The following is a 26,543-nucleotide window of genomic DNA, read 5'->3' on the forward strand; positions in this document are numbered from 1 at the left end:
TCCGTGCCCCCGCCCCGCCACCGGCCGCTCACGAAGGCGGCGACGTCGTCGGCGGGCAGCTCGCGCGGCCGGAAGCGCCCGCCGCCGGGCGTGCGCGGGACGAGGCGGTCGAGGCGGAACGTGCGCCAGTCGTCGGCGTCGAGGTCCCACGCGACGAGGTACCACCGCCCACCGCTCGCGACGAGGTGGTGCGGCTCGGCGCGGCGCGGCGGACGCGCGCCGGGGCCGCCCGGTGAGCGGTAGTCGAAACGGAGGACCTCGTGCGCGCGGATGGCAGCGCTCACCGCGGCCAGCAGCGCCGGGGTCACGGGCTCCGTCTCGGTCGCACCGACGGTGTGCACCTCGAGCGCGTCCACGCGGTGCCGTAGGCGCGACGGGAGCAGCTGCCGGACGGTCGTCAGCGCGCGCGTCGCCGCCTCCGCGACCCCGGAGGCCGACCCCGCCGCCGTCTGCAGCGCGACGGCGAGGGCGACGGCCTGGTCGTCGTCGAACAGCAGCGGTGGGAGGGCACTCCCGGCCTCGAGCCGGTAGCCGCCGTCGCGGCCGCGCGTGCTGGTGATCGGGTAGCCGAGCTCGCGCAGGCGGTCGACGTCGCGGCGCACGGTGCGGTCGCTCACGTCGAGGCGGTCCGACAGGACCGCAGCCGGCCAGTCCCGCCGCGCCTGGAGCAGCGACAGAAGGGCGAGCAGGCGGGACGACGTCGTGGGCACGGCACCAGTGTGGCGGTACATCCGGACACTTCCTGTCCACAAAGTTCGCGACAGTCGCTCCTGCGTCGCCGAGCAGCGCGGCGCACCGACACCCGAGGAGCGACATGTCCATCAGCACCACGACCCACATCAACCTGCGCGGCGACGCCCGTGCCGCGCTCGAGCTCTACCGGTCGGTGTTCGGCGGTGAGCTGACCGTCGTGACCTACCGGGACGCCCAGGCCGTCCAGGACCCGAGCGAGGCCGACCAGGTCATGTGGGGCCAGGTCGTCTCGGCCGACGGCTTCCACGTCATGGCCTACGACGTGCCCTCGTCCCTGCCGTGGGAGCCCGGGCAGAACGCCTACTTCGTGTCCGTCCGCGGCGCCTCCGCCGAGGAGATCAGCGAGCGGTGGGAGCGGCTGAGCGCGGACGCCACGGTCCTCGTCCCGCTCGCCCCGGCCGGGTGGGCGCCGCTGTACGGGATGCTCCGCGACCGCTTCGGCGTCGTGTGGGTGCTCGACGTCGCCGCGACGTACGCGCCCGCCTGACCTGCGGTCGGTGCCTCGGCGTCCGGCTCAGCCGGTCACGCCGCGGTGCCCTCGGTTCCGCGGGAGGCCGCGGCCCGCCGCGTGCGCCGGGTCCGGACCCGCACCTGCGTGAGCCGCACGACGCCGACGATCCCGACGACGAGGGCGCCCGCCACGGCGGCGATCAGCAGCGCGACGCCGAGCGGCACCTGCGTCGTCAGGCCGAGGTACTGGAGCTCGACCGACTCCTGGTTCTGCAGGATGAGGATCACCAGGAGGATCAGGAGCACGAGCGCGACCGCGGTCGCGAACCACGCCGCGGAGGCGCGCGTGACCCGCTCGTCGCTCGGCGGTGCCGGCGAGGCGGGCGTCGTCGGCTCCATGCTCAGCAGCCTGCGCCCAGCGCGCCCGCATGGCAAGGCGGCGCTGGGGGCGTGCGGGGTGCGGCGCTGCACGAAGCGCACGACGTCAGGGTGGACCGCCTCGTGCACCGCCGGAGATTCGCCGCGGCGGGGGTCAGGCGTCCCAGCGGACCGTGATCGGCTTCGTCAGGCCGGGTAGCGGCAGGGAGACCGCCTCCCGCTCGACGGCCTCACGCTCGTCCGCGGTCAGCGTGCGCCACGCGGCGATCGAGACCTTCTCCTCCGCGCGGCGCCAGGTACCGACGACGTCGCCCGCGACCAGCACGGCGCCGGGCCAGACGCGCGACGTCCACAGCTCGGCGCGGCGGGCGACATCGGGCACGAGCAGCGCGCGATCTGGACCCCAGAGCAGGTAGTAGGCGTCGCCGCTCGGCAGCAGCCGCACGGCGCTCGACGGTGCCGGCGGCGTCCGGAGCTCGGCCTCGTCCGCCGCGAGCGCCCAGCCGTCGCGGTCCTCGGTCCGGACCGGGACCAGCTCGTCGCGCAGTCCCTCGAACGCCGCGCGCGCCGAGGGTGCGCGCAGCCCGGCCCAGTCGCCGAACCCCTCGACCGTGCCCGGACCCAGCGCGTGGAGGTACCGTCGCGCGAGCTCGAGCCGCGCCTCGACCGGGTCGATCTCCGGGTGCGGGACCGTCCGGACCGTGGGCTGCCGCGCGCCGTCCCACCGGATGAGGAGGCGGCCGGTCGTCGAGGCGTAGCGGAGCATGTGGTGGTGCTCGCCGATCGAGCGCGAGGCCTCGCCGATGAGCATCTCCCGGCCGGCGAGGAAGGCGTCGAGGCGCTCGGCGACGTCCTCGGCCTGGAGCCGACGCCTCTCGTCCGCGATGCGCCGCGCCGCCGTGAAGACCCCGCGGTCGCGCTCGGCCACGACGTGGACGCTGTACCGCGGTCCCCACACCTGGACGAACGGCGGTTCGTACGGCGTCGCCGGGGTGATGCCCTCGACCCGGGCGTGGAGCGAGAGCAGCGCCGCGCGAGGCACGCTGTCCGTGAGACCCGGCCGGGCCGCCGCCTCGAGCGCCTGGGCGCTGCGGGCCAGCCGCTCCTCGAGGTGCCCCACGCGTCGCCGGTACGCCAGCACCTGCTCGCGGCCCAGCTCCAGATGTGCCATCCGTGCGCTCCTCCCGCTCGGGGCCGACGACGGCCTCATGCTCCCGTGCGTCCGCCTCGGCACATCATGGCGTCGCGTCCGGGAGCTGCGCCGGGCACTCGCCGCCGGGAGTCGTCGCGAGCTCGAAGTGCCACATCTCGTTGGCGTAGGTCTGGCACAGGCCGTAGGCGTCACCGAAGCGGCCGACCCAGTCGGCGGCGTCCGTCGGGCCGATGTCGACCGCACCGCCCGTCACGTGGCTCGAGGTCTCCGGGGTGGCCACGCGCTCGAGTGCCGCCTCGAGCGAGCCGTACGTCTGCTCGGCTCGGTCGAGCAGCTCCTGCTGGTACTCCGCGCTCCGACGGCCCGACGTGACCCACAGGTCGACGTCGGCCGCTGCCGCGTCCCGGGCCGCGGCCTGGAGTGCGGCCCGCAGGTCCGGGTCAAGGCCGGCGATCGCGGGGTGGGCGTCGTCGAACGGGTCGATCTGGTCGTCGCGCTCGCGCGGGTCCGCGGCGCCCGTCCCGGACAGGGCGTCCGTGGGCGCGGCGTCCGCGGGGAGGGCCGGGACGTCGCCGGGCGCCGTCCTGCCCAGGGCCGGCAGGAGGCCCGGCGCGAGGACGGCGGCAACGGCGAGCACGACGGCGACCGCGACGACGGACACGGACGCGGTGCGCGCTGCAGGCTTCATGGTGCTCATCCGACCAGCGCCGGCCTCGCCCACGCGTCGACCCCTCGACGGGCACGAACCTGTCGCAGCTCATCCGCCGGTCGCACCGTCCCGGGCGGGCGGTCCTCCCGTCGTCGGCCACGGCAGCGGCCGCTGCGAGCAACCGTGCACCTCGCCGGGTTCCTGACGCGGCCGGCTGTTCGGTTGTTCGCAGGGGCGGCCGGGAGGGCGGCCCGGGAGATCGGGAGCCGGAGGGCTGGTCTTGCGGTCCGGGGAGGGCGGGTGGATGCTCACCGGAACTGCGGTGGTGCGGCAAGGGGGCCGAGCATGCGGATCCGAAGGCTCGTCCCTGTGGTCGTGCTCGCGCTGCTCGCGCCGCTGAGCCTCCTGCCCGGTGCCGCCCCGGCGGCCGCGGCGACCGTGCCGGCCGGCTTCACCGACACGCTCGTCACCTCGGTCCCCGCGCCGACGTCGCTCGCGTTCACGCCGGACGGCCGGATGCTCATCGCGACCCAGCGCGGCCAGCTGCGGGTCCAGACGGCCGCGGGGACGCTCCTGGCCTCGCCCGCCATCGACCTCGGGCCGCGGCTCTGCACCAACGCCGAGCGCGGTCTGCTGGGCGTCGCGACCGACCCGGACCCGGCGACGCGCGCGATCTACCTCTTCTACACGGCGCGTGGCACGAGCACCTCGTGCCCGACCAGCCAGACCGGCAACCCGGCCGGCGCACCGGTCAACCGCGTCTCCCGCTTCGTGCTGCGTGACGACAACACGGTCGACCCGGCGAGCGAGCGCATCCTGGTCGACGGCATCTACTCGCCCGAGGGCAACCACAACGCCGGTGACCTGCACGTGGGCAAGGACGGCTACCTCTACGTCTCGACGGGCGACGGCGGCTGCGACTACGCGGGCGACAGCGGCTGCGGCGGGAGCAACGACGCGGCGCGGGACCGGAACGTTCTGCTCGGCAAGATCCTGCGCGTCGACCGGACCACGGGCGAGGCCGCGCCGGGCAACCCCTTCCTGGGTGCCGGGACGGCGTCGTGCCGCCTCGGGCCCGTGGCCGCGGGCACCGTCTGCCGCGAGACCTTCGCGTGGGGGCTCCGCAACCCGTTCCGGATGGCCTTCGACCCCGATGCGGCGGGCACGTCGTTCTACGTCAACGACGTCGGCCAGAACGCGTGGGAGGAGATCAACCGCGGGACGGCCGGTGCCGACTACGGCTGGAACGTCCGCGAGGGGCACTGCGCCAACACGGGCTCCGCGGGGAGCTGCGGTCCTCCGCAGCCCGCCGGCATGACGGGGCCCCTCCACGACTACGGCCGCGGCGCGGGCTGCGGGTCGATCACCGGCGGGGCCTTCGTGCCCGACGGCGCGTGGCCGGCCGCCTACGACGACGCCTACCTCTTCGCCGACTACGTGTGCGGCAAGGTCATGGCGCTCGTCGGCACGACGCGCACCGACTTCGCGACCGGGCTGGGCGGAGCGGTCCACCTCGAGTTCGGCCCGTCCCCGGCGGGGCAGTCGCTCTACTACACGACGTACTCGGGCGGCGGCCAGGTCCGCCGGATCACGCCCACCGGCACCGCGAACCGCCCGCCGACGGCGGCGCTCGTCGCGTCCCCGGTCACCGGTCCGGCACCGCTGAGGACGGTGCTCGACGGCTCGGGCAGCCGCGACCCCGACGGCGGGGCGCTCACGTACCTGTGGAGCTTCGGCGACGGCACGCCCGACGTGACGACGTCCACGGCGAGCGTGAGCCACACCTACGCGGCCGGCACCTGGACGGCGACCCTCCGCGTGCGCGACGCGGCGGGGGCGACGTCGGCGCCGGTGACCGCCACGATCCGCTCGGGCAACACCGCGCCGACGGCGATCATCACGTCACCCTCGGTGGGGCTCCGCTTCACGACCGGCCAGACGTACCACCTGACCGGCTCGGGCACGGACGCGCAGGACGGCACGCTGCCCGCCACCAGCATGACCTGGACGGTGGTGCGCGTCCACGACCAGCACACGCACCCGTTCCTCGGACCCGTCACGGGCAACGACGTCGCCTTCGTCGCGCCCGGCCCGGAGGACCTCGCGGCGGCAGGCAACAGCCACCTGCGCGTCAGCCTCACCGTGACGGACTCGGGCGGTGCCACGGCGACGACCGTGCGCGACCTGCGGCCCAAGAAGGTGGCGGTGACGCTCGCGACGTCGCCCGTGGGCCGCACCCTGACGGTCGACGGCACGACCGTCACCGCCCCCGTCACCGTCACGTCGTGGGCGGGCGCCCCGCTGCGGCTCGGCGTGCCTCAGCAGACCGACGCGAGCGGCCGTCCGTACGTCTTCCAGCGCTGGTCGGACGGCTCGACGTCGCCCACGCGCACGTGGACCACGCCGGCCGGCCCGTGGACGCTCACGGCACGGTTCACACAAGGGACCGTCGGCGGGCTCACCGGGACCTACTTCCAGGACGAGGACCTGACGAACCCCGTGCTGACCCGTGTCGACCCGGTCGTCGCCTTCGACTGGGGCACGGGTGCGCCGGCCCCGGGCGTGGGCGCGGAGACGTTCTCGGTCCGCTGGAGCGGCGCCGTCGTGCCCCGGTACAGCCAGACGTACACCTTCTCGACGACGTCGGACGACGGCGTGCGCCTGTGGGTCGGCGGTCGGCTCGTCATCGACCAGTGGAACCCGCACGCGCGGCGCGTGGACACGGGGACGGTCGCGCTCACGGCGGGGGTACCCGCGCCGATCGTGCTCGAGTACTTCGACCGGACGAACCGGGCCGTCATGCAGCTGCGGTGGTCCAGCGCGTCGCAGGCCCTCGAGATCGTGCCGACGGACCGGCTGCGGTCCTCCTGACGGCCCTGCCGCCGACGTGGTCCTCGTGTCGCCGAGGACGGCACGCTCACGCGTCGGGCAGGTGCTCCGCGGGGTCCCGGGGCGACCGGGCGATCCGCGTCACGCGGTCGACGTCCGCGTCGGTGATGCCCCGGCCCGTCCCCACGGCGTCCTCGACGAGGTCGAGGTGACGCTGCAGCCCCGTGCCGTCCGCAGGACGTCCCTGCTGCTCGAGGTGCAGCAGCAGCATCCGCAGCACGCGCACGAGGGCCGCCATCACGAGCGGCTGGTCCGCCCCGCTGTGCCTGAGCTGCTCGAACGCGTGGTCGACGTACTCGTCGGGGGTGAGGTCCCACGGCCGGACGACGACGCGACCCTCGGCGTCGCCGGCCACCTCCGCCGGCAGCTCGGCCGTGAGCAGGCGACGCATGAGGCCACCGAGACGCAGGATCGCCTCGACGGCCGTCGTCGGGTCGTTGACGGCCGGGCTCAGGGCCCGCAGGCCGATGTCGACGAGCTGGCGGATCGCGAAGTCGACGTCCTCCTGCATGGTGCGCGCGTCGGCGATCCCGATGCCCGCCGCCACCCGTTCGAGGCGTCGGTGGGCGCGCGGGTCCGCCGGCCACAGCGTGACCAGGGGCTCACCGGCGTGGATGTAGGCGCCGGTGCGGGTCTCGAGCCGCACCACCGTGCCGGGTGGGACGAGCCGCATCATCCGGTGGCTCAGCGAGCTCGTCACCCAGCCGTCGCGCGGTGAGGGCACGACGGCGGCGTCGGCGGGCTGCTCCGGGACCGCGTCGGCGGCCAGGCGCTGCTCCCGCCGGGCGACGCGGTCCACGCGGTCGATGGTCCGCAGGCCCTCGTCCAGGATCCCGCGGACGATCTCGCCGACCTGGAGCCGCCGGGCCAGGTGGTCCAGGTGCGCGACGATGAGCAGCACGGTGGCGAGAGACATGGTCACGGCGATCGTGACGCCGAGGGGTGGCCCGGGTGCGGTGGCCTCCCCGGGCAGCCGGCGCAGCGTCAGCATGCAGTGGACGAACGTCGCGACGAGCGCCCCGATGACGACCTGGCTGATCCGGTCCCGGATGAACGACCGCATGACCCGTGGCGAGAGCTGGCTGCTCGCGAGCTGGAGGCTGACGACCGTCAGGGAGAAGACGACGCCCGCCGTGGTGATCATCGCGCCGGCGATGGTGGCGAGCACCCAGGTCGCCGTCCCGGCGTCGGACCGGGGCAGCCAGGCCGGTGCCTCGGGCCCGAGCCGGCGGTCCGCCTCCGCCGCGAGGACGGCCACGACCGCACCGGCCGCGACGATGGTCGCGGGCAGGAGGAACAGGCTCTCGCGGAAGCGGTAGGCGATCGCGGCCGCACGGAGCTCCGCCGCGGACGTGAGGGTGGCGAGCATGCCCCGCGTGGCGACCATCCCCTCGTCCTAGCGCCTCGCCGCACGCGCCGCACCTCGCGGCACGGTGCGGACGGTCCCGGTCGGCCGACGGTCAGGGCAGAGGAGCCGGCTCCGGTGCCGCGACGACCCGGTCGCGGCCGCTCGCCTTCGCCTCGTACATCGCGCGGTCCGCCGCCCGGAGCAGGGACTCCGGCGTGCCGCCCGGCACGAGTTGCGCGACGCCGACGCTGATCGTGACCTGCACGTCGCCGCCGCGAACCGGCACGCGCACCTCGGCGCAGCGGGTGCGCGCGAGGTCGGCCCGTCCGACCGCCTCGGCCGAGGTGAGGCCGGGCAGCAGCAGCACGAACTCCTCCCCGCCGATGCGGGCGACGGTCCCACCCGAGATGACCGACCCGAGGAGCGCCCGGGCCACGTCGACCAGCACGCGATCGCCCACGGCGTGGCCGTGGGTGTCGTTGACGCTCTTGAAGTGGTCCAGGTCCATGAGGGCGACGCTCAGCGGGGCGTCCGTCGCGCGGGCGACGTCGACCGCGTCGGCGAGCGCCTGTTCGAGGGACCGGCGGTTGTGCACCCCGGTGAGCGCGTCGCGGGACGCCTGGTGGGCCAGCTCGGCGCGCAGCCGCTCGAGCTCGGTGACGTCGCGCAGCACGACCACCGTGCCGACCGGCCGGCCGGCCGCGTCGGCCATCCGCGTGACGCGCACGTCGAGCACGGTCCCGGACGGCGTCGTGAGCAGGCCGCTCGCACCGTCGCCCAGCGCGTCGGTGAACTCGGGGCCGACGTGGTCGCGCCACGGCGTGCCGATGGCGCGGTCGTCGGGGCCGGTCCCGTCGGGGCGGCGCAGCAGCGCGCGGGCGGCCGGGTTCACGTCGAGCAGGCGGCCGGTGGGGTCGAGCACGAGGACGGCGTCGGTCAGCGCCTCGAGCACCTGGCGGGTCGAGACGGGCACGACGCGGCTCAGCGGGCGGTAGCGCTCGACCCACCACCACACCGCGGCGCTGATGAGGAAGAACACCGGCGTGAGGTGCAGGTTCTCGGTGGTCGCCGCGATGACGGTGGTCAGGACGTTGCCCACCAGGGGCACCGTGGCGCCGAGCGCCGACACCACGTAGACGTGCCGGTGGCCGGGCACGGCCTGCACCATGGCGCGCAGCGACAGGCCGAGGCCGACGAGCAGCAGGCCGTAGCTGTAGGCGGTGTGCACCCAGTACAGGGGCCCGACCGCGAGGTCGTGCCGGAGGTCGACCTGCTCGACCTGGAGGAAGGCGCCGTGCCACGCGTTGGTCGCGAGCGTGAGCAGGAGCAGCGCCGGGTGCACGCAGAGCAGGAGGGCGGCGCGCCGCGACAGGCGCCGTCCGGAGAGGACGACGAAGTACCAGAAGGCCGAGGCGACGACGACGGCGACGCCGGGGAACACCGCGTGGTGCAGCGCGAGCGTCAGCGCCTCGGACGACCGCGCCACGGTGAGGAGGGCACGCGCCGTGGCCCACTCGGAGGCGCCGAGCAGCATGAGCGCGAGCGGCCACGCGAGGGGCGAGGTCCGGCGTCGGCGCAGCACCATGACGCCCGTGACCGTCGCCACGACGGCGGCCATGAGCGATACGAGCGCGACGATGGTGGGCACGCCCTCACCTCCTCCTCTGCACATCGGTCGCGGCGGCGCGCGTGTGAGCCGGCGCCCGGGTGAGGTGCGGGTCGCGACGGGAAGATGCTGTGCTGGCGGGGCGTTGCCCGGACGTGGGAACCGTGCTCTCGTCGGTCGTCATCGGCGCTGGTCAGGCCGGGCTCTCGGCCGCCCACCACCTGCTCCGGCTCGGCCTGCGCGCGTGGGACGACGTCGTCGTGCTGGACGCGAACGAGGCGCCGGGCGGCGCATGGCAGCACCGCTGGGACACCCTCACGATGGCGGACGTCCACGGCGTCGCGGCCCTGCCCGACGACGTCTCGCCGCCGACCTCCGGCGAGCCGGCGAACACCGTCGTCCCGGCCTACTTCGGTGCCTACGAGCGCCGCCGCGGCCTGCCCGTCCTGCGGCCCGTGCGCGTGGACCGCGTCGAGGACGACGGCGGCCTGCTGCGCGTGAGCAGTGCGAGCGGCAGCTGGCTCACGCGCACGGTCGTCAACGCGACCGGTACGTGGGAGCGCCCCTTCCTGCCCCACTACCGCGGGGCCGAGACCTTCACCGGGCGTCACGTCCACACGCGCGACTACCGAGGCCCGCACGAGTTCGCGGGGCAGCACGTCGTCGTGGTCGGCGCCGGTGCCTCGGCCGTGCAGCTGCTCGCCGAGCTGAGCGAGGTCGCGACCACGACGTGGGTCACGCGGCGCGAGCCGCTCTGGCGGACGACGCCGTTCACCCCGGACGAGGGGCGCGCCGCCGTCGCGCTCGTCGAGGAGCGGGTGCGCCGGGGTCTCCCGCCGCAGAGCGTGGTGGGCGTGACCGGCCTCCTGCTGCGCGAGCAGGAGGAGGCCGCCCGCGCGCGCGGCGCGTACCGGCGGCTGCCGATGTTCGACCGCGTGGAGCCCGACGGCGTGGTGTGGGCGGACGGTCGACGTCAGCGCGCCGACGCGATCCTCTGGGCGACCGGGTTCCGGCCGGACGTCGCCCACCTGGCGCCGCTGCGCCTGCGCACGCCGGCCGGGGGCATCCAGCTCGACGGCACGACCGCCGTCCGCGACCCGCGCGTCCAGCTCGTCGGCTACGGCCCCTCGGCCAGCACGATCGGGGCCAACCGCGCCGGTCGCGTGGCCGCGCGCAACGTCGTCGCGCACCTGCGGGCGACGTCCCCAGCCGCCGAGCCCGCGTCCGTGCCGGTCGCCTGAGGACGCCGACCCCGCGCCAGGCGGGCGAGCACCGGAGAAGGCCTCCTCCGCAGCAGCGGGGGAGGCCTTCTCGTGCGCCGGGTGACGACGGGCGCCCCGGCTACCGGACCACGAGGATGTTCGGCAGCGACGACGTGCCGACGTAGTGCCGGTCCCCGCCGTACAGCACGATCACGATCGAGGACTGGACGAAGTCCGGCAGGCGCGCCTGCGCGGTCCCGTCAGCCGCGAGCGTGGCCGGCACCACGGGTCCGCCGACCACCCAGACCATGACCGAGCCCGTCGGGGTGACGTCCGCGACACCGTTGACCTGCACCCGGACGATCGCCGGCTCGCCCGCGTCGACCACCCAGTCCGTCCCGGCCGTCGTCACCTCGGGCGTCGCCCGGGTGACCCGCCACCGCGCCGGGGCCGACGTCGACGGCGCGACCTCGTCCGAGCCGCGGTACACCGCGACCACGTCGTGGTGGCCGACCGGCACGTCGCCCGGCAGGGCGATCCGGACCCGCGCGCGGTTCCGGTCCAGCCGGTCGAGGTCGGACGACGACGCGACGACCTCGCCGCGGATCAGGACGTCCACGGTGCCCGTCGCGACCACGCCGTCGGTGCGGACGGTGACCGTCACGGTCGTGCCCTCGCCGAACGGCGTGCGGTCGGGCGTGACGCGCACGCCCGTCACGGACGCGACCGGCTCGACGAGCTCGATGCCCGCCGCGGCGGCGAGCAGCTCGGCCGCCTCACCGGCCCGGCCCGACATGAGCGCGTGCTCGGCGTCGGCCGTGAGCCGCACCGCGTCCGGGCCTGCCGTGCCCGCGAGCATCGCGTCCTGCGCCACGTCGCGGACGACCGAGAGCACGAGGTCCGCCGCAGCGGTCCACGGACCCTCGAACGCCGCGGCCGCCTCGGTCAGCAGCCGCACGGCCCGCGCCGCCGCCTCCGGGGAGCCGGCAAGCGCGTCGCCGTCCCACACGTCCGCGTCGAGCACGGCCTGGACCGTGTCGCGCGCCGCGCCGTCCTCGAGCTGCTCGAGCGCGGTCGTCAGACGGGCGCGCGGGGCGTCCGTCCGCAGGCCCCAGCCGTACGCGTACAGCGGCGCGTACGCGTCGTCGCCCACGTTCACCGGGACGCCGTCGGCCGTGGCGGGCCACGAGATCGGCAGACGACCCGTGAACGGCACGTCGCCGAACAGCACGTCCGCGACGCCCGCACCCTCGGAGCCCGGCAGCCACGACGCGACGAGCGCGTCGATCGCGTCGAGCCGGTCGGTGACGAGCTGCGGCCGGCCCGCGACCACGAGCACGACGCACGGCATCGCGCCGCAGACGGCGTCGATCGCGGCCTGGTCCGCCGCCGGCAGCGACAGGCTGCGCCCGTTGTTGCCGACGTCGCCGATGCCCTCCGCGTAGGGCGGCTCGCCCACGACGACGACGCCCACGTCGGCACCCGCCATGGGTGCCGACGCGTCGGCCGAGTACGTCACCTGCGCTCCCGGAGCGACCTCGCGGATGCCCTCGAGGATCGACGTGCCCTGGGTCGTGTCACCCGAGCCGCCCTGCCACGAGATGGTCCAGCCGCCCATCTGGTGGCCGAGGTCGTCGGCGTTCGAGCCGGCGACGTAGATGCTCGCGTCGGGCGCGAGCGGCAGCACGTCGTCGTCCTTGAGCAGCACCTGGGACGCGGCCGCGGCCTCGCGCGCCACGGCGCGGTGCTCGGCCGAGCCGACGTCGTCCGCGTGGGTGCGGTCGGCGAGCGGCTGCTCGAACAGGCCGAGGTGCATCTTCGCGGTGAGGATGCGGCGCACCGCGTCGTCGACGCGCTCCTGGCTCACGGCGCCCGACCCGACGTTCTCGGTGAGCGACGCGGCGAAGGTGGCGAAGTTGTACGGCGCCATGGCCATGTCGAGCCCCGCGTTGACGGTGCGCGCGACCTTCTCGGTGTACGTGCCGCCCGGGAGCTTGTCGATGCCCTCCCAGTCGCTCACGAGGAAGCCCTCGAAGCCGAGCTCGCCCTTCAGCACGTCGGTGTTGAGCTGCTCGTGCTCGTGCATGCGCAGCGGTCCCTCGCCCAGGTCGACGGCCGAGTACGACGGCATGATCGACCCCACGCCCGCCTCGATCGCCGGGACGTACGGGTCGCCGTGCAGGCGCATGAGCTCCTCGAGCGACGACGCGTGCGTCACTCCCTGGTCGATCGGGTAGCCCGAGCCCGCCAGCGAGGGCTCGTACCGCGTGCCGCCGTCGCCGAGCCAGTGCTTCGCGGTCGCGAGCACGCGGTCGGGGCCGGAGACGTCGGTCGGGTCCTCGCCCTGCAGGCCGATCACGGCGTCGTCGGCGAACACCTCGACCAGCGCGGGGTCCTCGCCGAACGCCTCGTAGCTGCGGCCCCAGCGCTCGTCGCGCGTCACGCACAGGCACGGCGCGAACGTCCACGGGACGCCCGTCGCGCGCGTCTCCTGCGCCGTGACCTCGGACAGCCGCCGCACGAGCTCCGGGTCGCGCGTGGCACCCAGGCCCGTGTTGTGCGGCAGGATCGTCGCGCCCACCACGTTGTTGTGGCCGTGCACGGCGTCGACGCCGTAGATCAGCGGGATCTGCAGCCGCGTCGAGAGCGCCTGCCGCTGGAAGTCGTCGATCATGTCCGCCCAGCCGGCCGCCGTGTTGTCCTGCGGCACCGACCCGCCTCCCGAGAGCAGCGAGCCCAGGCCCAGCTCGGCGATCTGCGCGGGCGACTGCAGGCCCAGGCGCTCGGCCTGGGTCATCTGCCCGACCTTCTCGGCGAGCGTCATGCGGCCGAGCAGGTCCTCGACCCGCTCCTCGACCGGCAGCGAGGCGTCGAGGTAGGCCGCACCCACGGCGTTGAGCACCACGCGGGCCGACGACGCCTCGGCGCCCTCCGGCGTGAGCGTGAGCGTGAACGACCGCGCGTCGTCGACGTCCGCGGTCGCGGCCGTGGCGACCTCCACCGTCTGCTCTGCGCCCGACGCCGTGCCCGCGTCGAACGTGAGCGTCCCGCTGGTGGCGGTGTAGTGGGTTCCCGCCTCGGCGGTGCCGGGGGCGTCGGCGTAGGTCACCGTGATCGGCTCGGCGAGCGGCTCGCCGTCGCTCGTGGTGAGCCGCACCGCGACCTGCGCGGTCTCGCCCGGGTCCACGAGCACGACGTCGTCCGCGGGCTCGACGCGCACGGTCGGCGCCGGGACGGCCGAGCCGTAGAGCGCGACGTCGTCGACCGCGTACCGGACGGCCTCGGCGGTGCCGGGCACCATCGTGAGCGCGTAGCCCCACGCGGTCGTGAGGTCGAGCGTGCCGTTCTGCGTCGCGGCGTCGCCCGGCTGGAAGCCGCCCAGCTGGAAGTCGCTGAACGGGATCTCCACGACCCGCCAGCGGCTGCCCTCGGGCGACCACGTGTCCTTGAACGTCGCCGCCCACAGCTCGGAGTGCTCGCCGTCGGGACCGCCGTCCTTGAGCTCGACCTTGATGTCGGCGCCCGCGGTGGGCGAGGCCGGGCGCGTCTCCTGCGACGCGTACCAGAGGAAGCGGATGCCGCGGTAGGAGCTCCAGTCCTGCGGCGCCGCGAGGTTGTGGCTGAAGCCGCCCCAGCCGCCGCCCGGGATGAGGTACTCGCCCGCGAGCACGTGGTTGCCCTCGGGGCCGCCCTCGCGCTGCTGCTCCTCGACGCCGACGGAGACCTGCGCGCCGTCCGAGCCCCACGTGAAGATGCCCACGGTCGTGCCGGGCTCGGCCAGCGGGACCTCGCCCTCGAAGTCCTGGATCGACGTGCTCCGGTCGTACAGCGCGATGTCGTCGAGCTGCCAGTCGCCCGCGCCGAGGTCGGTCAGCGTGACCGCGAAGCCCGTCGAGGCCGCCGGGTCGAAGCGGGCGTCGGAGGCCGGGTCGCCCTTGAGCCGCAGCTGGGAGAACGCGACGTTCACGTGCCGCCAGCCGGCGACGTCGTCGACGACCGAGCGCTCGAACAGCTGGCCGCCGCTCTTGAGCTCGTAGCGCAGCGTGCCGCCCGCTCCGGTGCCGAGGAACCAGAACGCGAAGCCGTCGTGGTCGGACCAGTCGGCGGGCGTGGTGAGGTCGTGCGAGAAGCCGAACCAGTCGCCGTCGGCCGTGGGGCCGGTGACGGACGCCTGCAGCACCTGGTTGCCGGCGGGTGCGCCGTCGCGGTCCGCCGCGACGGTCGCGAGCGCGGGCGTCACCTCGGCGCGGGCACCCCACGGGAAGTAGCCGGTCGGGACGCCGCCCTCGAAGTCCTCGAGCACGTGCACCGCGCCCACGTCTGGCAGCTCGCCGTGCGGCGTGATCGTCACGGTGCTGGTCGTGCGTCCGCCGAGGACGAGGCCGCCGGTCGCGTCGCCGAGCGTGAGCTCGACGGTGCTCACGGGGGCGAGCGGGCCGCGGTCGACGGTCGCGACGGGCACCTCGGCCGTCGTCGTGCCCGCCGGGAACGTCACGACCTCGTCGAGGGCCGTGTAGTCGGTGCCCGGCACGGCCGTGCCGCCGGTCGAGGTGACCCGCACGCTCACGTCGCCGTCGGCGGGCGCGTTGAGGACGAGCGGGACGGTGGCCGTCGAGCCGGACGGGACGGACGTCGTCGCGCGGGCGAAGGACACGGCGACGTCGTCCGGCACGCCGAGCACCTCGAACGAGAACAGCGAGTAGCCGTACCAGTGGGGGCGTGCCGGGTCCCAGTCGAACGCCACGCGCTCGAGCATGAGGACGCGCACGTACCGGGCCTCGACGGGCGCCGCGAAGGTGAGGGCGTCCGTGCCGCCGTCGCTCGCCGGCTCGGTCGCGACCGTGGTCCAGCTCGCGTCGTCCTCCGGGGCCGCGGTCGCGACCTGGATCTCGTACGACGCGGCGTACGCGGCCTCCCAGGCGAGGTTGACGCCCTCGACCGTGGCGGAGGTGCCGAGGTCGACCTGGAGCCACGCGGTGAACTCGACGTCCTCGTCGGGTCCGTTGCCGCTCGCCCACCGCGTGCCGGGGTCGCCGTCGACGGCGTTGGCGGCCGGGAAGCTGCCGTCGACGTCGTCCTGCGATGCGGAGGCGGTCGCGCGGCCGGTGATCGCCAGGTCCGTCGCCGCGGCCGCCGACGTCGCCGTGGCGACGAGCGCCCCGGGGAGCAGCATCCCCAGGACACCGAGCGTCGCGGTCAGGCGCCGTCGGCCCCGTCCGGGCGGTCCGTCCGCGTCGCGCTGGTGGCGGGGCTGGGGCAGGGCGAGGCGAGGGCGACCGGGCACCGTTCACTCCTTCGTGTGACGACCGATGCCTCACAACACCACGAACGCTTACAGACCGGTAAGTCGAAATGGTCACGAATCGGTCACGGCACGGCGTGTCGCGGGGGACTCACCGGCGCGCCGGACCGCCCCGCGTCCGACCGTGGGCGCCAGGACGGCGAGGGCCGCGGCGGCAAGGACGTGCCATGCGCCGTGGCCCTGCCAGGGGGAGGCCGGGTCGCACCACGGCCACCCGGCGCGCGCGAGGGTGCCGACGGACGCCCCGACCGCGAGCAGCGCGAGCGCTGTCGCGACCCGTCGCCTCAGGTGCGGCTGCGCGACGGCGCGCCGCACGGTCAGCCCGACGGCGACCACCGCGACGCCGACCTGGGCGAGGTCGCCCGGGCGCGGCGCGAGGACGACCACCGGCAGGAGCGCCGCGACGGGGAACGCCCACCACCACCAGCGACGACGGCGGCCGGTGAGGTCGGCGGCGGCGTCGGCGGCCACGTACGTGAGCGTGGCCAGCAGCGGGAGGTCGTGCGCGGGGTCGGACCACGCCGGGTCGGGCCCGTGCTGCACGAACGAGCCGACGCCGACCGCAGCGACGAGCGCTGCGTAGGCGAGGGGCACCCGTGCGGCGCGACGCCGTGCGTCCACGACGATCACGAGGGCCGCGACGACGAAGGCGAGGCTGGTCAGCGCGGCGACGGGCTCCTGGAGCGGGCCGCCCGGCGCCGCCTCGCAGCCCGGACCGTCCGCGACCGCGGCGACCGCCTCCATCGGCCCACGATAGGCCGCGCGCGTCCCCGCTCAGCCGTGCAGGCGGCCCGAGTGCAGCTCGAGGACCCGGTCGGCGCGCTCGGCCATGAGCGGGTCGTGGGTCGTGACGAGCGCGGCGACGCCGCGCGTGTGGACGAGGTCGGCGAGCAGGTCCATGACGACCACCGCGTTGCTGCTGTCGAGCTGGCCGGTCGGCTCGTCCGCGAGCAGCACCCGAGGGTCGGCGACGAGAGCGCGCGCGATGCCCACGCGCTGCTGCTGCCCACCCGAGAGCTCGGCCGGGCGCTGCCGCGCGTGCCGGGCGAGCCCGACCGCGTCGAGCGCCGCCGCGACGCGCCGGTCGCGCTCGGCGGGGTCGACCTCGAGCAGGCGCAGCGGGACCTCGACGTTCTCGGCCGCAGACAGGGACGGCACGAGGCCGAAGGACTGGAAGACGTACCCGAGGTGCCGGCGCCGCAGCTCGAGGACCTCGTCCTCGGACATCGCCGTGAGCTCCCGGTCGCCCACGAGCACCCGGCCGCTCGTGGGCCGCTCGAGCCCGCCCAGCAGGTTGAGCAGCGTCGTCTTGCCCGACCCGGACCGGCCGCGCACGACCACGAGCTCGCCCGCGTCCACGCGGACGTCGACGCCCGCGACGGCGCGGACGGCGCCTGCCCCCGTGCCGTAGGTGCGGGTCAGCCCCTCGCCCGTCAGCGCCGCGGTCATCGGTCCTCCTCCGTCGCGTCGGGCCACACGCTCACGTGGTCGGGCTCGAGGCCGAGCCGCACGCGGTCCCGCAGCTCGAGCGCCTCGACGAACTCGCGCGGCAGCTGCAGGCGGCCGACCTTGTCGAGCACGGCGAACTCCTCGGCCACGAGCTGCTCGCGGCCGTGCTCGTCGACCGTCGACCGTCGGAGCACCTCGGTCGAGGTCCGGCCGTCCCGGATCTGCACGGTCCGTCGCACGTGCTCGGCGACCGACGGGTCGTGCGTCACGATGAGCGTCGTCGTGCCGAGCTCGCGGTTGACGTGCCGGATCGCCTCGAAGACCTGGCCCGACGTCGTCTCGTCGAGCTCGCCGGTCGGCTCGTCCGCGAGCAGCACGCGCGGCGCGTTGGCGACGGCCGCAGCGATCGCGACGCGCTGCTGCTGCCCGCCGGACATCTCCTCGGGCCGCTGGTCGGCGTGGTCGGCGAGCCCGACGAGGCGCAGGAGGAGCTCGACGCGGCGCTCGCGCTCCGCGACGGGCGTCGCGCGCAGCCGCAGCGGCACGCCGACGTTCTCGGCGGCGGACAGGACGGGCACGAGCCCGAAGGTCTGGAACACGAAGGCCAGCACGTCCCGGCGCAGCCGCACGAGACCGCCGTCGTCGAGGGCGGTCACCTCCGTGCCGTCCACGAGCACCGTCCCCTCGTCCGGCCGGTCGAGCCCGCCGACGACGTTGAGCAGCGTCGTCTTGCCCGAGCCGGACCGGCCCACGAGGGCGACGAGCTCGCCGGGGGCGACGTCGAACGACACGTCCCGCAGCGCGTGCACGGCCGTGCGGCCGGAGCCGTAGGTGCGGTGCACGCCCCGTACGGAGACCATCGCGGTCACGGGCGGCTCCGGTCGCGGCGGATGGTGACCTGCTCGTCCTCGAGCGCGAGCCGCACGCGGCGGGTGAGCTCGAGCGCCTCGCGGTACTCCCGCGGCACCTGGACGCGCCCGGCCCGGTCCATGACCGCGTACTCCTCGGCGACGACCGCGGAGCCGCCCTCGCCGTCGTGCTCCGTGCGGCGGAGCACCTCGCTGCTCGTGCGCCCGTCGCGGATCGCGACCGTGCGCTCCACCTGACCGCTCACGGCCTGGTCGTGCGTGACGACGACGACCGTGGTGCCGAGCGACCGGTTGACGGTACGCAGGGCGTCGAACACGTCCTGGGACGTCGCGGTGTCCAGCTCGCCCGTCGGCTCGTCGGCCAGCAGCAGGCGGGGCGCGTTGGCCAGCGCGACGGCGATCGCCGCACGCTGCTGCTCGCCGCCGGACATCTCTCGCGGGCGGCGCGCGGCGCAGTGGGCGACGCCGACGAGCTCGAGCAGCTCCGCGGCGCGCGCCCGCCGCCGCCGCCGCGGGTGGCCCGCGAGGTTGAGGGGGAGGGCGACGTTGTGCGCGGCCGTGAGGTAGGGCACGAGGTTGCGCGACGTCTGCTGCCAGACGAACCCCACTGTGCTGCGCCGGTACTCGACCCGCTCGGCACGAGACATGGCGCCGAGGTCCCACCGGCCGACCCGGACGCGCCCGGCCGTGGGTGCGTCCATGCCGGACAGCACCGCCAGCAGCGTGGACTTGCCCGAGCCGGACGCGCCGACGACGGCGACCATCTCACCCGTGTCGACGAGCAGGTCGAGCCCCTGGAGCGCCTGGACCTCGACGGCGCCCGGTCCGGTGCCGGTCTGGTAGATCCGGACGAGGTTGTCGCAGACGACGAGCGCGTCCCGGCCGAACTCGGCGCGCTCGGGTGCGTGGGCCTCGAGACCGCGCAGGGTCGCCTCGGACATCCGGCTCCCTCCACGCGACTGGCGCCGATGCTAGCGGCCCACCGCGTGACGGCGGACGCGGTCGCGCCGTACCCGCCGCGCGCCGTCAGAACGGGTGCAGCAGCCGGTGGACGAACTGGCGGGTGCGCTCGTGCTGCGGCTCGCGCAGCACGCGACCGGCCTCGCCGTGCTCGACGATGCGCCCGCCGTCGACGAAGGCGACCTCGTGCGCGACCTCGCGGGCGAACTGCAGCTCGTGCGTGACGATGACCATGGTCCAGCCCTCGACCGCGAGCTCGCGGATGAGGCCCAGGACGTCGCCCACGAGCTCGGGGTCGAGGGCCGACGTCGGCTCGTCGAAGAGCAGCAGCTGGGGCCGCAGCGCGAGCGCGCGCACGATGCCGACGCGCTGCTGCTGGCCGCCCGAGAGCTGGAAGGGGTAGACGTCCCGCTTGTCGGCCAGGCCGACCCGCTCGAGCAGCGCGAGGGCCTCCGTGCGCACCTCGCCCGCGGGCCGGCGCTGCACGACGCGCGGTCCCTCGGTGACGTTCTCGAGGACCGTCTTGTGCGGGAAGAGGTTGTAGTGCTGGAACACCATCGCGGAGCGGTCCCGCAGCGCGGCGAGCTGACGCCTCGAGGGCCTGGCCGCGAAGTCGAGCGCGACGTGCCGGTCCCCGCTCCCGAGCGCGATGGTGCCGCCGTCGGGCACCTCGAGGCCGTTGAGGCAGCGCAGCGCCGTGGTCTTGCCCGAGCCGGACGGACCGATGAGCGCGAGCACGCGGCCGCGGCCCACCGTGAGGTCGACGGAGCGCAGCACCTCGTTGTCCCCGAAGCTCTTGCGCAGCCCGCGGACGGACAGCAGCACCTCGTCGGTGTCCGACGGTCCCGCCGGGACCGGCAGGGACGGGACGTCGTCGGTCGGGAAGGGCTCAGTGGGCGACATAGCGGTCCAGCCTCGTCTCGAGAGCTCCCTGCACGGCGGACAGCCCGAGGCAGATGACCCAGTACACGAGCGCGGCCTCGAGGTAGAGCAGCATGAACTGCTGGCTGAACGCGGCGACCTGCTGCGCCTCGCGGAACAGCTCGGTGACGAGGATCAGCGACGCGAGGGACGTGTCCTTGACCAGGCTGATGAAGGTGTTCGACAGCGGCGGCACGCTCACGCGCGCGGCCTGCGGGAGGATGATCCGCCGCAGCGCGAGCCGGTGCGACATGCCGATCATGTAGGCGGCCTCCCACTGGCCGCGGGGCACCGAGAGGATGGCTGCCCGGATGACCTCGGCCGCGTAGCCGCCAACGTTCACCGAGAAGGCGACGACGGCGCTCGGCCACGGGTCGATGAGCACGCCGATCGAGGGCAGCCCGTAGAAGATCACGAACAGCTGGACGAGCAGCGGCGTGCCGCGCACCACCGAGATGTAGCCGCGCGCGACGCCCGAGAGCCACCAGCGCTTCGAGAGGCGCATGAGCGCCAGGAGCAGCGCGAGGACCAGGCCGACCGCGAACGAGACCAGGGCGAGCGGGATCGTCCCGCGGAGGGCGCCGAGCGCGATGGGGCCGAGCGAGCTCCAGAAGAGCTCCGCCGCCGTCTGCTGGTCCACGCGCCCATCATGTCCGCTGGCGCACGACCCGGCCCGCGGGGGCCGTGGCCGGACGGTGGCCGGCGGCTCGGCCGGCGACCGCCCGCGGGCCGTCAGCCCGCGGCTGTCAGCCCGCGGCTGTCAGCCCTGCGCGGTGACCGTCACGTCGGCGCCGAAGTACGTGTCCGAGATCTCGGCGAGCGTGCCGTCCGCCGCGAGCGCCGCGAGCGCCTCGTCGATCGCCTGGGCGAGCGCGTCGCTGCCCTGGCGCATCGCGAACGCGCTGCGCGACTCGTCCTCGGTCTCGACCGCGACCTCGAGGTTCTCGGCGCCCGTCTGCTGCTGGTAGTCCAGGAAGGTCAGCTTGTCGTTGATGGTCGCGTCGACGCGGCCCTGCTCGACGAGGGACACGGACTGCGCCCAGCCCTCGACCGCCTCGATGCTCGCGCCGGCCTCCTCGGCGAGCGCGTACCAGTTGCTCGTGAGCGACTGCGCCGTGCGCTTGCCGGCGAGGTCCTCGAACGAGCCGATCGCGTCGTTGCCGGCCGCCACGACGACGACGCCGGTCGAGTAGGTGTACGGCTCGGAGAACGTGTAGGCCGACTCGCGCTCGGGCGTGATCGACACCTGGTTCGCGATGACGTCGAAGCGCCCCGCGTCGAGGCCCGCGAAGATCGCGTCCCACTGGGTCTCGGAGAACTCGACCTCGACGCCGAGCTCCTCGCCGACGGCCTGGATGATCTCGACGTCGAACCCGGTCAGGTCGCCCGAGCCGTCCTCGTGGAACGAGAACGGCCGGTACGTGCCCTCGGTGCCGACGGTGAGGACGCCCGCCTCCTGCACGTCCGCGAGCGAGGTGTCCTCGCCGCCTGCCGGGGCGGAGGCCCCGGGCGTCGCGGAGCCACCCGAGCCACCGGAGCCACCCGAACCGCATGCGGCGAGCGCCAGGCCGACGACGGCGGTGAGGGCGGCGGTACGGACGGTGGTGGTGCGCGGGCTCATGGTCCTCCTCGGGCGTGGCCTCGACGGCCGGCGTCGTGCGGGCCGCCGCAGGCTTGCTGCGTCCGGCCGGGCGGGTCGGTGACCCGAGGCGGGAACACGCGGTCGGGCGGGTTGATTCCGCCGTCGGCGGTGTGGTCAGCGGATCCGGACCGAGAGGCAGGTGACGCAGCCCTCGAGCTTCTCGAACTCCGAGACGGGCGTCGTCACGACGTCGAGCCCGCGGTCGCGGAGCAGCGCCGCGGTCGCGGGTGCCGACTCCGACAGCAGCACCGTCTCGTCGTCGAGGACGACGACCGCCGTGCCCTCGCGCTCGGGCACGGGCAGGTAGGAGGGGAAGACGCTCGGGTCGTCGACCAGGTCCTCGTGGCCGATCACGGTGTCGTCGGGCAACGCGGTCACGGCCGTCTTGAGGTGCAGGGCGCGCGTGACGGGCACCGCGACGACCGTGCGGCCCTGGTCGCCCGCGAGCGCGGCGAGCTGCGCGACGCCGGCGTCGTTCGTGCGCGTGCCACGCCCCACGTACACGGTGCCGTCGGTCAGCTCGAGCACGTCGCCGCCCTCGAGCGTGGCCGGCGGCGTGACGTGCAGGACGTCGAGGCCGAGCCGGGCGACGGCACGCGCCGTCCCCGCCGCCTCGCCCCGGCGGCTCGCCACACCGGGCTCGGCGAGGAGCGCCGTCGTCCCGAGGACCACGACCGTGTCCTCGACGAACACCCCGTCGGGGTGCTCGTCCGACGCCTCGACCTCGTGCACCTCCCAGCCGCGGCGCACGAACACCTCGACGTAGGCGTCCCACTGCCGACGCGCGAGGTCGAGGTCGACGGGCCACCGCTCGAGGTGCGTCAGCTCGCCGTCGGCGAGGCCGGGGGAGGGGCGGCGGACGAGCAGGCGATGACGCGTCGCGGCTGTCATCCGGTCAGTCAACCAGCGCGGTCAGGCGCGGTCGACCGAGCCGACGCGCCGCAGCAGCGCGGGCACGTCCTCCGGGAGCGTGGGGCGCGCGAACAGGTAGCCCTGGCCGTACCGGCAGCCCAGGTCGACCAGCACGTCCCGCTGGGTGGCCGTCTCGACGCCCTCGGCGACGACGTCGATGTCGAGCCCGCGCGCCATGAGCAGGATCGTCCCGACGAGCTCCCGGCTGCGCCGGTCCGTGTCGAGGCGCGCGACGAAGCTGCGGTCGATCTTCAGGGCGTCGATCGGGAACCGGTGCAGCGCCTCGAGCGACGAGTAGCCCGTGCCGAAGTCGTCGACGTGCAGCCGGATGCCGCGCTCGTGCAGTGCCTGCAGCGTGACGCGCGCCTCCTCGACGTTGTCCATGAGGACGCCCTCGGTGATCTCGATCGTCAGCTGGTCCGGGTCGAGCCCGTGCAGGTCGAGGCAGCGCGTCACCTGGTCGACGAGCTCCGGGTCCCAGAACTCGCGGTGCGAGACGTTGAGGCTCACGGGCACGAGGCCGGGGACGCCCGCCGCGGCCCACCGCGTCAGCTGCTCGCACGCGCGGGCGACGACCCACCGGCCGACGCCGACGACGAGCCCCGTCTCCTCCGCGACCGGCAGGAACTCCGCGGGCGGGACCTCGCGCCCGTCGGGGTGGTTCCACCGCACGAGGGCCTCGAGGCCCGTGGTCTCCCCGGTGCGCAGCTCGACGATCGGCTGGTACCGCAGCGCGAGCTCGTCGCCCTCGATCGCGCGGCGCAGCTCGGACTCCGTCTTGAGCCGGCTCACGGCCCGTTCGTGCATGGCCGGCTCGAACAGCGCCGACGTGCCGCGCGACCGCTGCTTGGCGCGGTACATCGCGATGTCGGCGTCCCGCAGGACGTCCTCCGCGTCGGTGTAGCCGTGGGCGCTCGTGGTGACCCCGACGGACGCGCTCACCACGAGGCTCGTGCCCTCGACGAGGTACGGCCGGGCCAGGCGCTCCTGGAGCTGCCGGGTGAGGGTCGAGACGGTCTCCAGGTCGGGGACGTCCTCGAGCAGCACGGTGAACTCGTCGCCCGCGAGACGGGCCGCCGTGTCCGTCGAGCGGAGGCCCGAGCGCAGCCGCTCCGCGACCTGCCGCAGCAGCTCGTCGCCCGGCCCGTGGCCGAGGCTGTCGTTGACGACCTTGAACCGGTCGAGGTCGAGGAAGAGGACGGCGAACCGCTCCTCGGGATGGCGCGCCGTGCGCGCTATCGCGTGGTCGAGCCGGTCGAGGAAGAGCGCACGGTTCGGCAGCCCCGTCAGCGGGTCGTAGAGCGCCTGGCGGCGCAGCTGGTCCTCGAGCGCCCGGCGCTCGGTCACGTCGGTGATCGAGCCGACGAGGCGCGTCGCCGCGCCCGGCGGTCCGGGGACGGCGAGGGCCCGGCAGAGCGCCCAGCGATACGTGCCGTCGGCGGCGCGGATCCGGTGCTCGTGCTCGAACCCCGACGACGTCCCGGTGCGGCACGCGGTGAGGACGGCGACGAGCCCGCCGACGTCGTGCCGGTGCACCCGGCCCAGCCACTCGTCCGGGTCGGGCGCGATGTCGCCGGCGCGGTAGCCGAACGTCGCAGCCCAGCGCGGCGAGTAGTACATGCGGTCGGTCGCGAGGTCCCAGTCCCACAGGGCGTCGTTCGCGGCCGCGGCCGCGAGGGCGTAGCGCTCCTCGCTCGACCGGATGGTCTCGGCGAGCTCGCGCTCGCGCTCGAACGCCTCGGCGAGGCTCTGGCGCTGCTCGCGCAGCGAGTCGACCATCTCCTCGATGTCGAGCGCGACGCCGAGCATGCCCGCCCACTGGAAGTAGGTCTCGCGGCCCGTGGGCGTGCGGTGCTCGGGCCGCCCGACGAGGGCCAGGAGGCCCCAGTCGCGCTGCTCGGTGCGCACGGGCAGGACGACGACCTGGGTGCCGGGGTGCCGGGCGGACACGTCGACGAGCGCCGCGGGCGGGAACTCCTCGGGCCGCACGGTGCCCGGCACGACGGCGTCCAGGCCCGGACCGTAGGTGCTCGTCACCTGGAGGTCGCTCGACGGGTCGGCCGGGTCCCGCCACGAGGCCAGCACGCCGGCGTGGACGGGCGAGTGGCTCAGCCAGCTCAGCGACGCGGCGTCGTGCTGCTGCCCGCGCAGCAGCTCCATGCTGATGCTGAACTCCTGGTGCAGCGCCTCCTGGAGCCGGAGCGTGGTGCGTGCCTGCTCGCCCGACCGGGCGTCGCTGAGCGCGCGGACCACGTGCCGCGCGACGTCGTCGAGCCTGCGGCGCACGACGGCGTCCTCGCGCCGTGCGTCCCGCTGCACGACGGGCACCCCGGGCTCGCCCGCGACCCGGGGGAGCAGGGCCGTGAGCTGCTGCACCGCGGCGAGGATCGCCGTGACCGTCTCGCCGCGCGGACGGCGCCGGTAGAGGGACTCCGCCGCGGCGGTGATCGCGACCGCGTCCAGGTCGCCGTCGGCGCCCGCGACGACCGCGCTCGCGAGCGCGTCGCACGCGGCGAGGACGACGGCGGGCGCGTCGACGGCCGAGGGGTCGACGGCGTCCGCGAGCCGTCGCGCCAGCCAGGCCCGCGGTGACAGGTCGAGCGCGTCCTGCTCGACGACCTCGCGCGGCAGCGAGCCCGGGCCGCAGCCGCACGACTCGCGCAGCACGAGCGACGTGGGCACGACGTGCGCCACGGGGGCCACGTGCTCGCCGGCCAGCATCCGCAGCAGCAGCCCCGCGGCGCGCGCGCCGACCGAGCTCACGCCCTGGTTCACGCTCGTCAGGCCGGGCCGGCGGTGCTCGGCCTCGGGCGTGTCGTCGAAGCCCACGACGGCGAGGTCGCCGGGGACCAGCCGGCCGGCGTCCTGGACCTCGCGCAGCACGCCGACCGCGTTGAGGTCGTTCGCCCCGATGACGGCGGTCGCGAGCGAGCCCGGCTCGAGCAGGGCGCGGCCCGCCCGCGCGCCGCCGACGTCCGAGCTGTCGCCCGTGTCGAGCACCTCGACCTCGTCGGTCAGCCCGTGCTCGGCCATCGCCTCGAGGTACGCCGCGAGCCTTGCCCGCATATCCGTCTGCACCGGGTGACCGGCGAACGCGATCCGACGGTGCCCGTGCTCGACGAGGTGCTCGACGGCCTGCCGCACGCCCGACCGGTTGTCCGGCGTGACCACCGGCACGTCCAGCCCCGGCACCGCGTGGCTCACGAGCACGACCGGCATGCCGGACGCACGCAGCTCGATGAGGTAGTCGTCCGGTGCGGCGTCGGTGACGACGACGACGCCGTCGACGCGGTCCCACGCGACGTGCGCGCGGATGCGCGCCACGGCTCGGTGGGCGTCGCCCGGCTCCGCGCCGTGGCTGTCGAGCGTCTGGACCACGACCGTGCGGTGGCCGCCGGCCGTGGCCGCCTCGTCGATGCCCGCGAGCATGGCGCCGAAGTACGGCCCGGAGACCAGGGGCGTGAGGACGCCGATGATCCTGCCCTCGCTCACCCAGGTCTCCTCGCGGTGCAGCTGCGTCCGGCCGCCGCACGCCGGCGGGCACGCGCAGGACGGGTGCGAACGGTCGTCGGACGAAAGTCTGCGTGATCATCCCGCACCCGGCTCGTCGGGCACAGGGTGAAGTCCGCCTGTCGGTGCGTGCGGACCCCCGACATGGACCTGTCGGGCCGGACGAACGTGTGCGAACCTGGACGTCCAGCCACAGACCACCGCGTCCGTGCGGGCGACGCTGCCCGGGCGGCCGGACCGAGGACCACGCCATGCCAGCACCGCGCGCGACGACCGGCCGACCGGCCCGGCACCGCGTGCGCGCCGCGACGTCCGCACGGGCCGGCCGCGGACACCGGCTCCACCGGCTCGTGACCGGCGTTCGCCGGGCCGGCGTCGTCGTCCTCGTCACCTCGCTGGCCGTGACGGGGGGAAATGTCGCGGGGCCGGACAGCGCCACGGTGGAGGCCGCGCTCGCCGTCCACGCCGCGCAGGCGCGCGGCGCGGATCCCTCGTCCGACGCCTCGCGTGCCCAGGCGGCGCGCCTCGACGCCCACGCGCGGGCGTGGGC

Annotated in this window: 20 protein-coding genes; 4 read left to right on the forward strand and 16 right to left on the reverse strand. The window is 75.2% G+C overall.

From position 1 onward, the window contains the following. Window positions 1-710 (reverse strand): helix-turn-helix transcriptional regulator (locus ICW40_RS09080; protein ID WP_308121717.1); only part of this gene is annotated, 710 nt, incomplete at its 3' end. A gap of 104 nt (window positions 711-814) precedes the next feature. Here ICW40_RS09080 and ICW40_RS09085 point away from each other — a divergent pair. Then, window positions 815-1,240: a VOC family protein gene (locus ICW40_RS09085; protein WP_221653507.1), complete on the forward strand. Its 426-nt coding sequence runs from the start codon at window positions 815-817 to the stop codon at window positions 1,238-1,240. 35 nt (window positions 1,241-1,275) lie between these two features. On the opposite strand, the gene ICW40_RS09090 is transcribed toward ICW40_RS09085, so the two are convergent. The 3 genes from ICW40_RS09090 to ICW40_RS09100 form a co-directional block, all read right to left on the reverse strand. Further along, window positions 1,276-1,602: a lipopolysaccharide assembly protein LapA domain-containing protein gene (locus ICW40_RS09090; protein WP_221653508.1), complete on the reverse strand. Its 327-nt coding sequence runs from the start codon at window positions 1,600-1,602 to the stop codon at window positions 1,276-1,278. A 133-nt stretch (window positions 1,603-1,735) separates the two neighbouring features. Further along, on the reverse strand, window positions 1,736-2,752 hold the full coding sequence (locus ICW40_RS09095) for a DNA glycosylase AlkZ-like family protein (protein WP_221653509.1): 1,017 nt from the start codon (window positions 2,750-2,752) through the stop codon (window positions 1,736-1,738). A 64-nt stretch (window positions 2,753-2,816) separates the two neighbouring features. Next, window positions 2,817-3,422, reverse strand: a complete 606-nt coding sequence (locus ICW40_RS09100; protein WP_221653510.1) for a D-alanyl-D-alanine carboxypeptidase family protein — start codon at window positions 3,420-3,422, stop codon at window positions 2,817-2,819. A gap of 306 nt (window positions 3,423-3,728) precedes the next feature. Between ICW40_RS09100 and ICW40_RS09105 the strand changes: the two genes are divergently transcribed. Then, window positions 3,729-6,254, forward strand: a complete 2,526-nt coding sequence (locus ICW40_RS09105) for a PQQ-dependent sugar dehydrogenase (protein ID WP_221653511.1) — start codon at window positions 3,729-3,731, stop codon at window positions 6,252-6,254. A gap of 46 nt (window positions 6,255-6,300) precedes the next feature. Here ICW40_RS09105 and ICW40_RS09110 read toward each other — a convergent pair whose 3' ends face one another. Together ICW40_RS09110 and ICW40_RS09115 are read right to left on the reverse strand one after the other, a co-directional pair. Beyond that, window positions 6,301-7,659 carry a DUF2254 domain-containing protein gene (locus ICW40_RS09110; protein ID WP_221653512.1) on the reverse strand — a complete coding sequence of 453 codons (1,359 nt, stop codon included), beginning with the start codon at window positions 7,657-7,659 and terminating at the stop codon, window positions 6,301-6,303. Between the two features lie 73 nt (window positions 7,660-7,732). Next, complete coding sequence (locus ICW40_RS09115) at window positions 7,733-9,268, reverse strand: histidine kinase N-terminal 7TM domain-containing diguanylate cyclase (protein WP_221653513.1); 1,536 nt, start codon at window positions 9,266-9,268, stop codon at window positions 7,733-7,735. Window positions 9,269-9,390: 122 nt separating this feature from the next. Between ICW40_RS09115 and ICW40_RS09120 the strand changes: the two genes are divergently transcribed. Continuing rightward, on the forward strand, window positions 9,391-10,467 hold the full coding sequence (locus ICW40_RS09120) for an NAD(P)-binding domain-containing protein (protein ID WP_221653514.1): 1,077 nt from the start codon (window positions 9,391-9,393) through the stop codon (window positions 10,465-10,467). Window positions 10,468-10,567: 100 nt separating this feature from the next. Here the strand turns inward: ICW40_RS09120 and ICW40_RS21505 are convergent, their stop codons facing one another. The 10 genes from ICW40_RS21505 to ICW40_RS09170 form a co-directional block, all read right to left on the reverse strand. Then, window positions 10,568-15,712, reverse strand: coding sequence for a glycoside hydrolase family 3 N-terminal domain-containing protein (locus tag ICW40_RS21505; RefSeq protein WP_221653515.1), 5,145 nt, complete (start codon window positions 15,710-15,712; stop codon window positions 10,568-10,570). 72 nt (window positions 15,713-15,784) lie between these two features. After that, window positions 15,785-16,474, reverse strand: coding sequence for a hypothetical protein (locus ICW40_RS09130; RefSeq protein WP_221653516.1), 690 nt, complete (start codon window positions 16,472-16,474; stop codon window positions 15,785-15,787). 30 nt (window positions 16,475-16,504) lie between these two features. Continuing rightward, entirely contained in the window at window positions 16,505-17,179 is a 675-nt protein-coding gene (locus ICW40_RS09135; protein ID WP_221653517.1) for an ABC transporter ATP-binding protein, read from the reverse strand. Next, on the reverse strand, window positions 17,176-18,039 hold the full coding sequence (locus ICW40_RS09140) for an ABC transporter ATP-binding protein (protein WP_221653524.1): 864 nt from the start codon (window positions 18,037-18,039) through the stop codon (window positions 17,176-17,178). The genes ICW40_RS09135 and ICW40_RS09140 overlap by 4 nt, the downstream gene beginning before the upstream one ends. A 5-nt stretch (window positions 18,040-18,044) precedes the next feature. Continuing rightward, window positions 18,045-18,989 carry an ABC transporter ATP-binding protein gene (locus ICW40_RS09145; protein WP_221653518.1) on the reverse strand — a complete coding sequence of 315 codons (945 nt, stop codon included), beginning with the start codon at window positions 18,987-18,989 and terminating at the stop codon, window positions 18,045-18,047. 85 nt (window positions 18,990-19,074) lie between these two features. Beyond that, complete coding sequence (locus tag ICW40_RS09150) at window positions 19,075-19,911, reverse strand: amino acid ABC transporter ATP-binding protein (RefSeq protein WP_308121718.1); 837 nt, start codon at window positions 19,909-19,911, stop codon at window positions 19,075-19,077. Next, entirely contained in the window at window positions 19,898-20,569 is a 672-nt protein-coding gene (locus tag ICW40_RS09155) for an amino acid ABC transporter permease (RefSeq protein ID WP_221653519.1), read from the reverse strand. The genes ICW40_RS09150 and ICW40_RS09155 overlap by 14 nt, the downstream gene beginning before the upstream one ends. A 120-nt stretch (window positions 20,570-20,689) precedes the next feature. Next, window positions 20,690-21,550, reverse strand: a complete 861-nt coding sequence (locus ICW40_RS09160; protein ID WP_221653520.1) for an amino acid ABC transporter substrate-binding protein — start codon at window positions 21,548-21,550, stop codon at window positions 20,690-20,692. A gap of 135 nt (window positions 21,551-21,685) precedes the next feature. Continuing rightward, the gene (ddaH, locus tag ICW40_RS09165; RefSeq protein WP_221653521.1) at window positions 21,686-22,462 is read right to left on the reverse strand and encodes a dimethylargininase; all 777 of its coding nucleotides are present in this window, start codon (window positions 22,460-22,462) and stop codon (window positions 21,686-21,688) included. A gap of 21 nt (window positions 22,463-22,483) precedes the next feature. Next, a complete protein-coding gene (locus ICW40_RS09170) occupies window positions 22,484-25,975 on the reverse strand; it encodes an EAL domain-containing protein (protein WP_221653522.1) in 3,492 nt (1,163 codons plus the stop codon). A 269-nt stretch (window positions 25,976-26,244) separates the two neighbouring features. On the opposite strand from ICW40_RS09170, the gene ICW40_RS09175 reads away from it, so the two are divergent. Further along, window positions 26,245-26,543 (forward strand): hypothetical protein (locus ICW40_RS09175; protein ID WP_221653523.1); only part of this gene is annotated, 299 nt, incomplete at its 3' end.

Origin of the sequence: Actinotalea ferrariae (assembly GCF_019733465.1) — a bacterium.
In the GTDB taxonomy this organism is placed as follows: Bacteria; Actinomycetota; Actinomycetes; order Actinomycetales; family Cellulomonadaceae; genus Actinotalea; species Actinotalea ferrariae_A.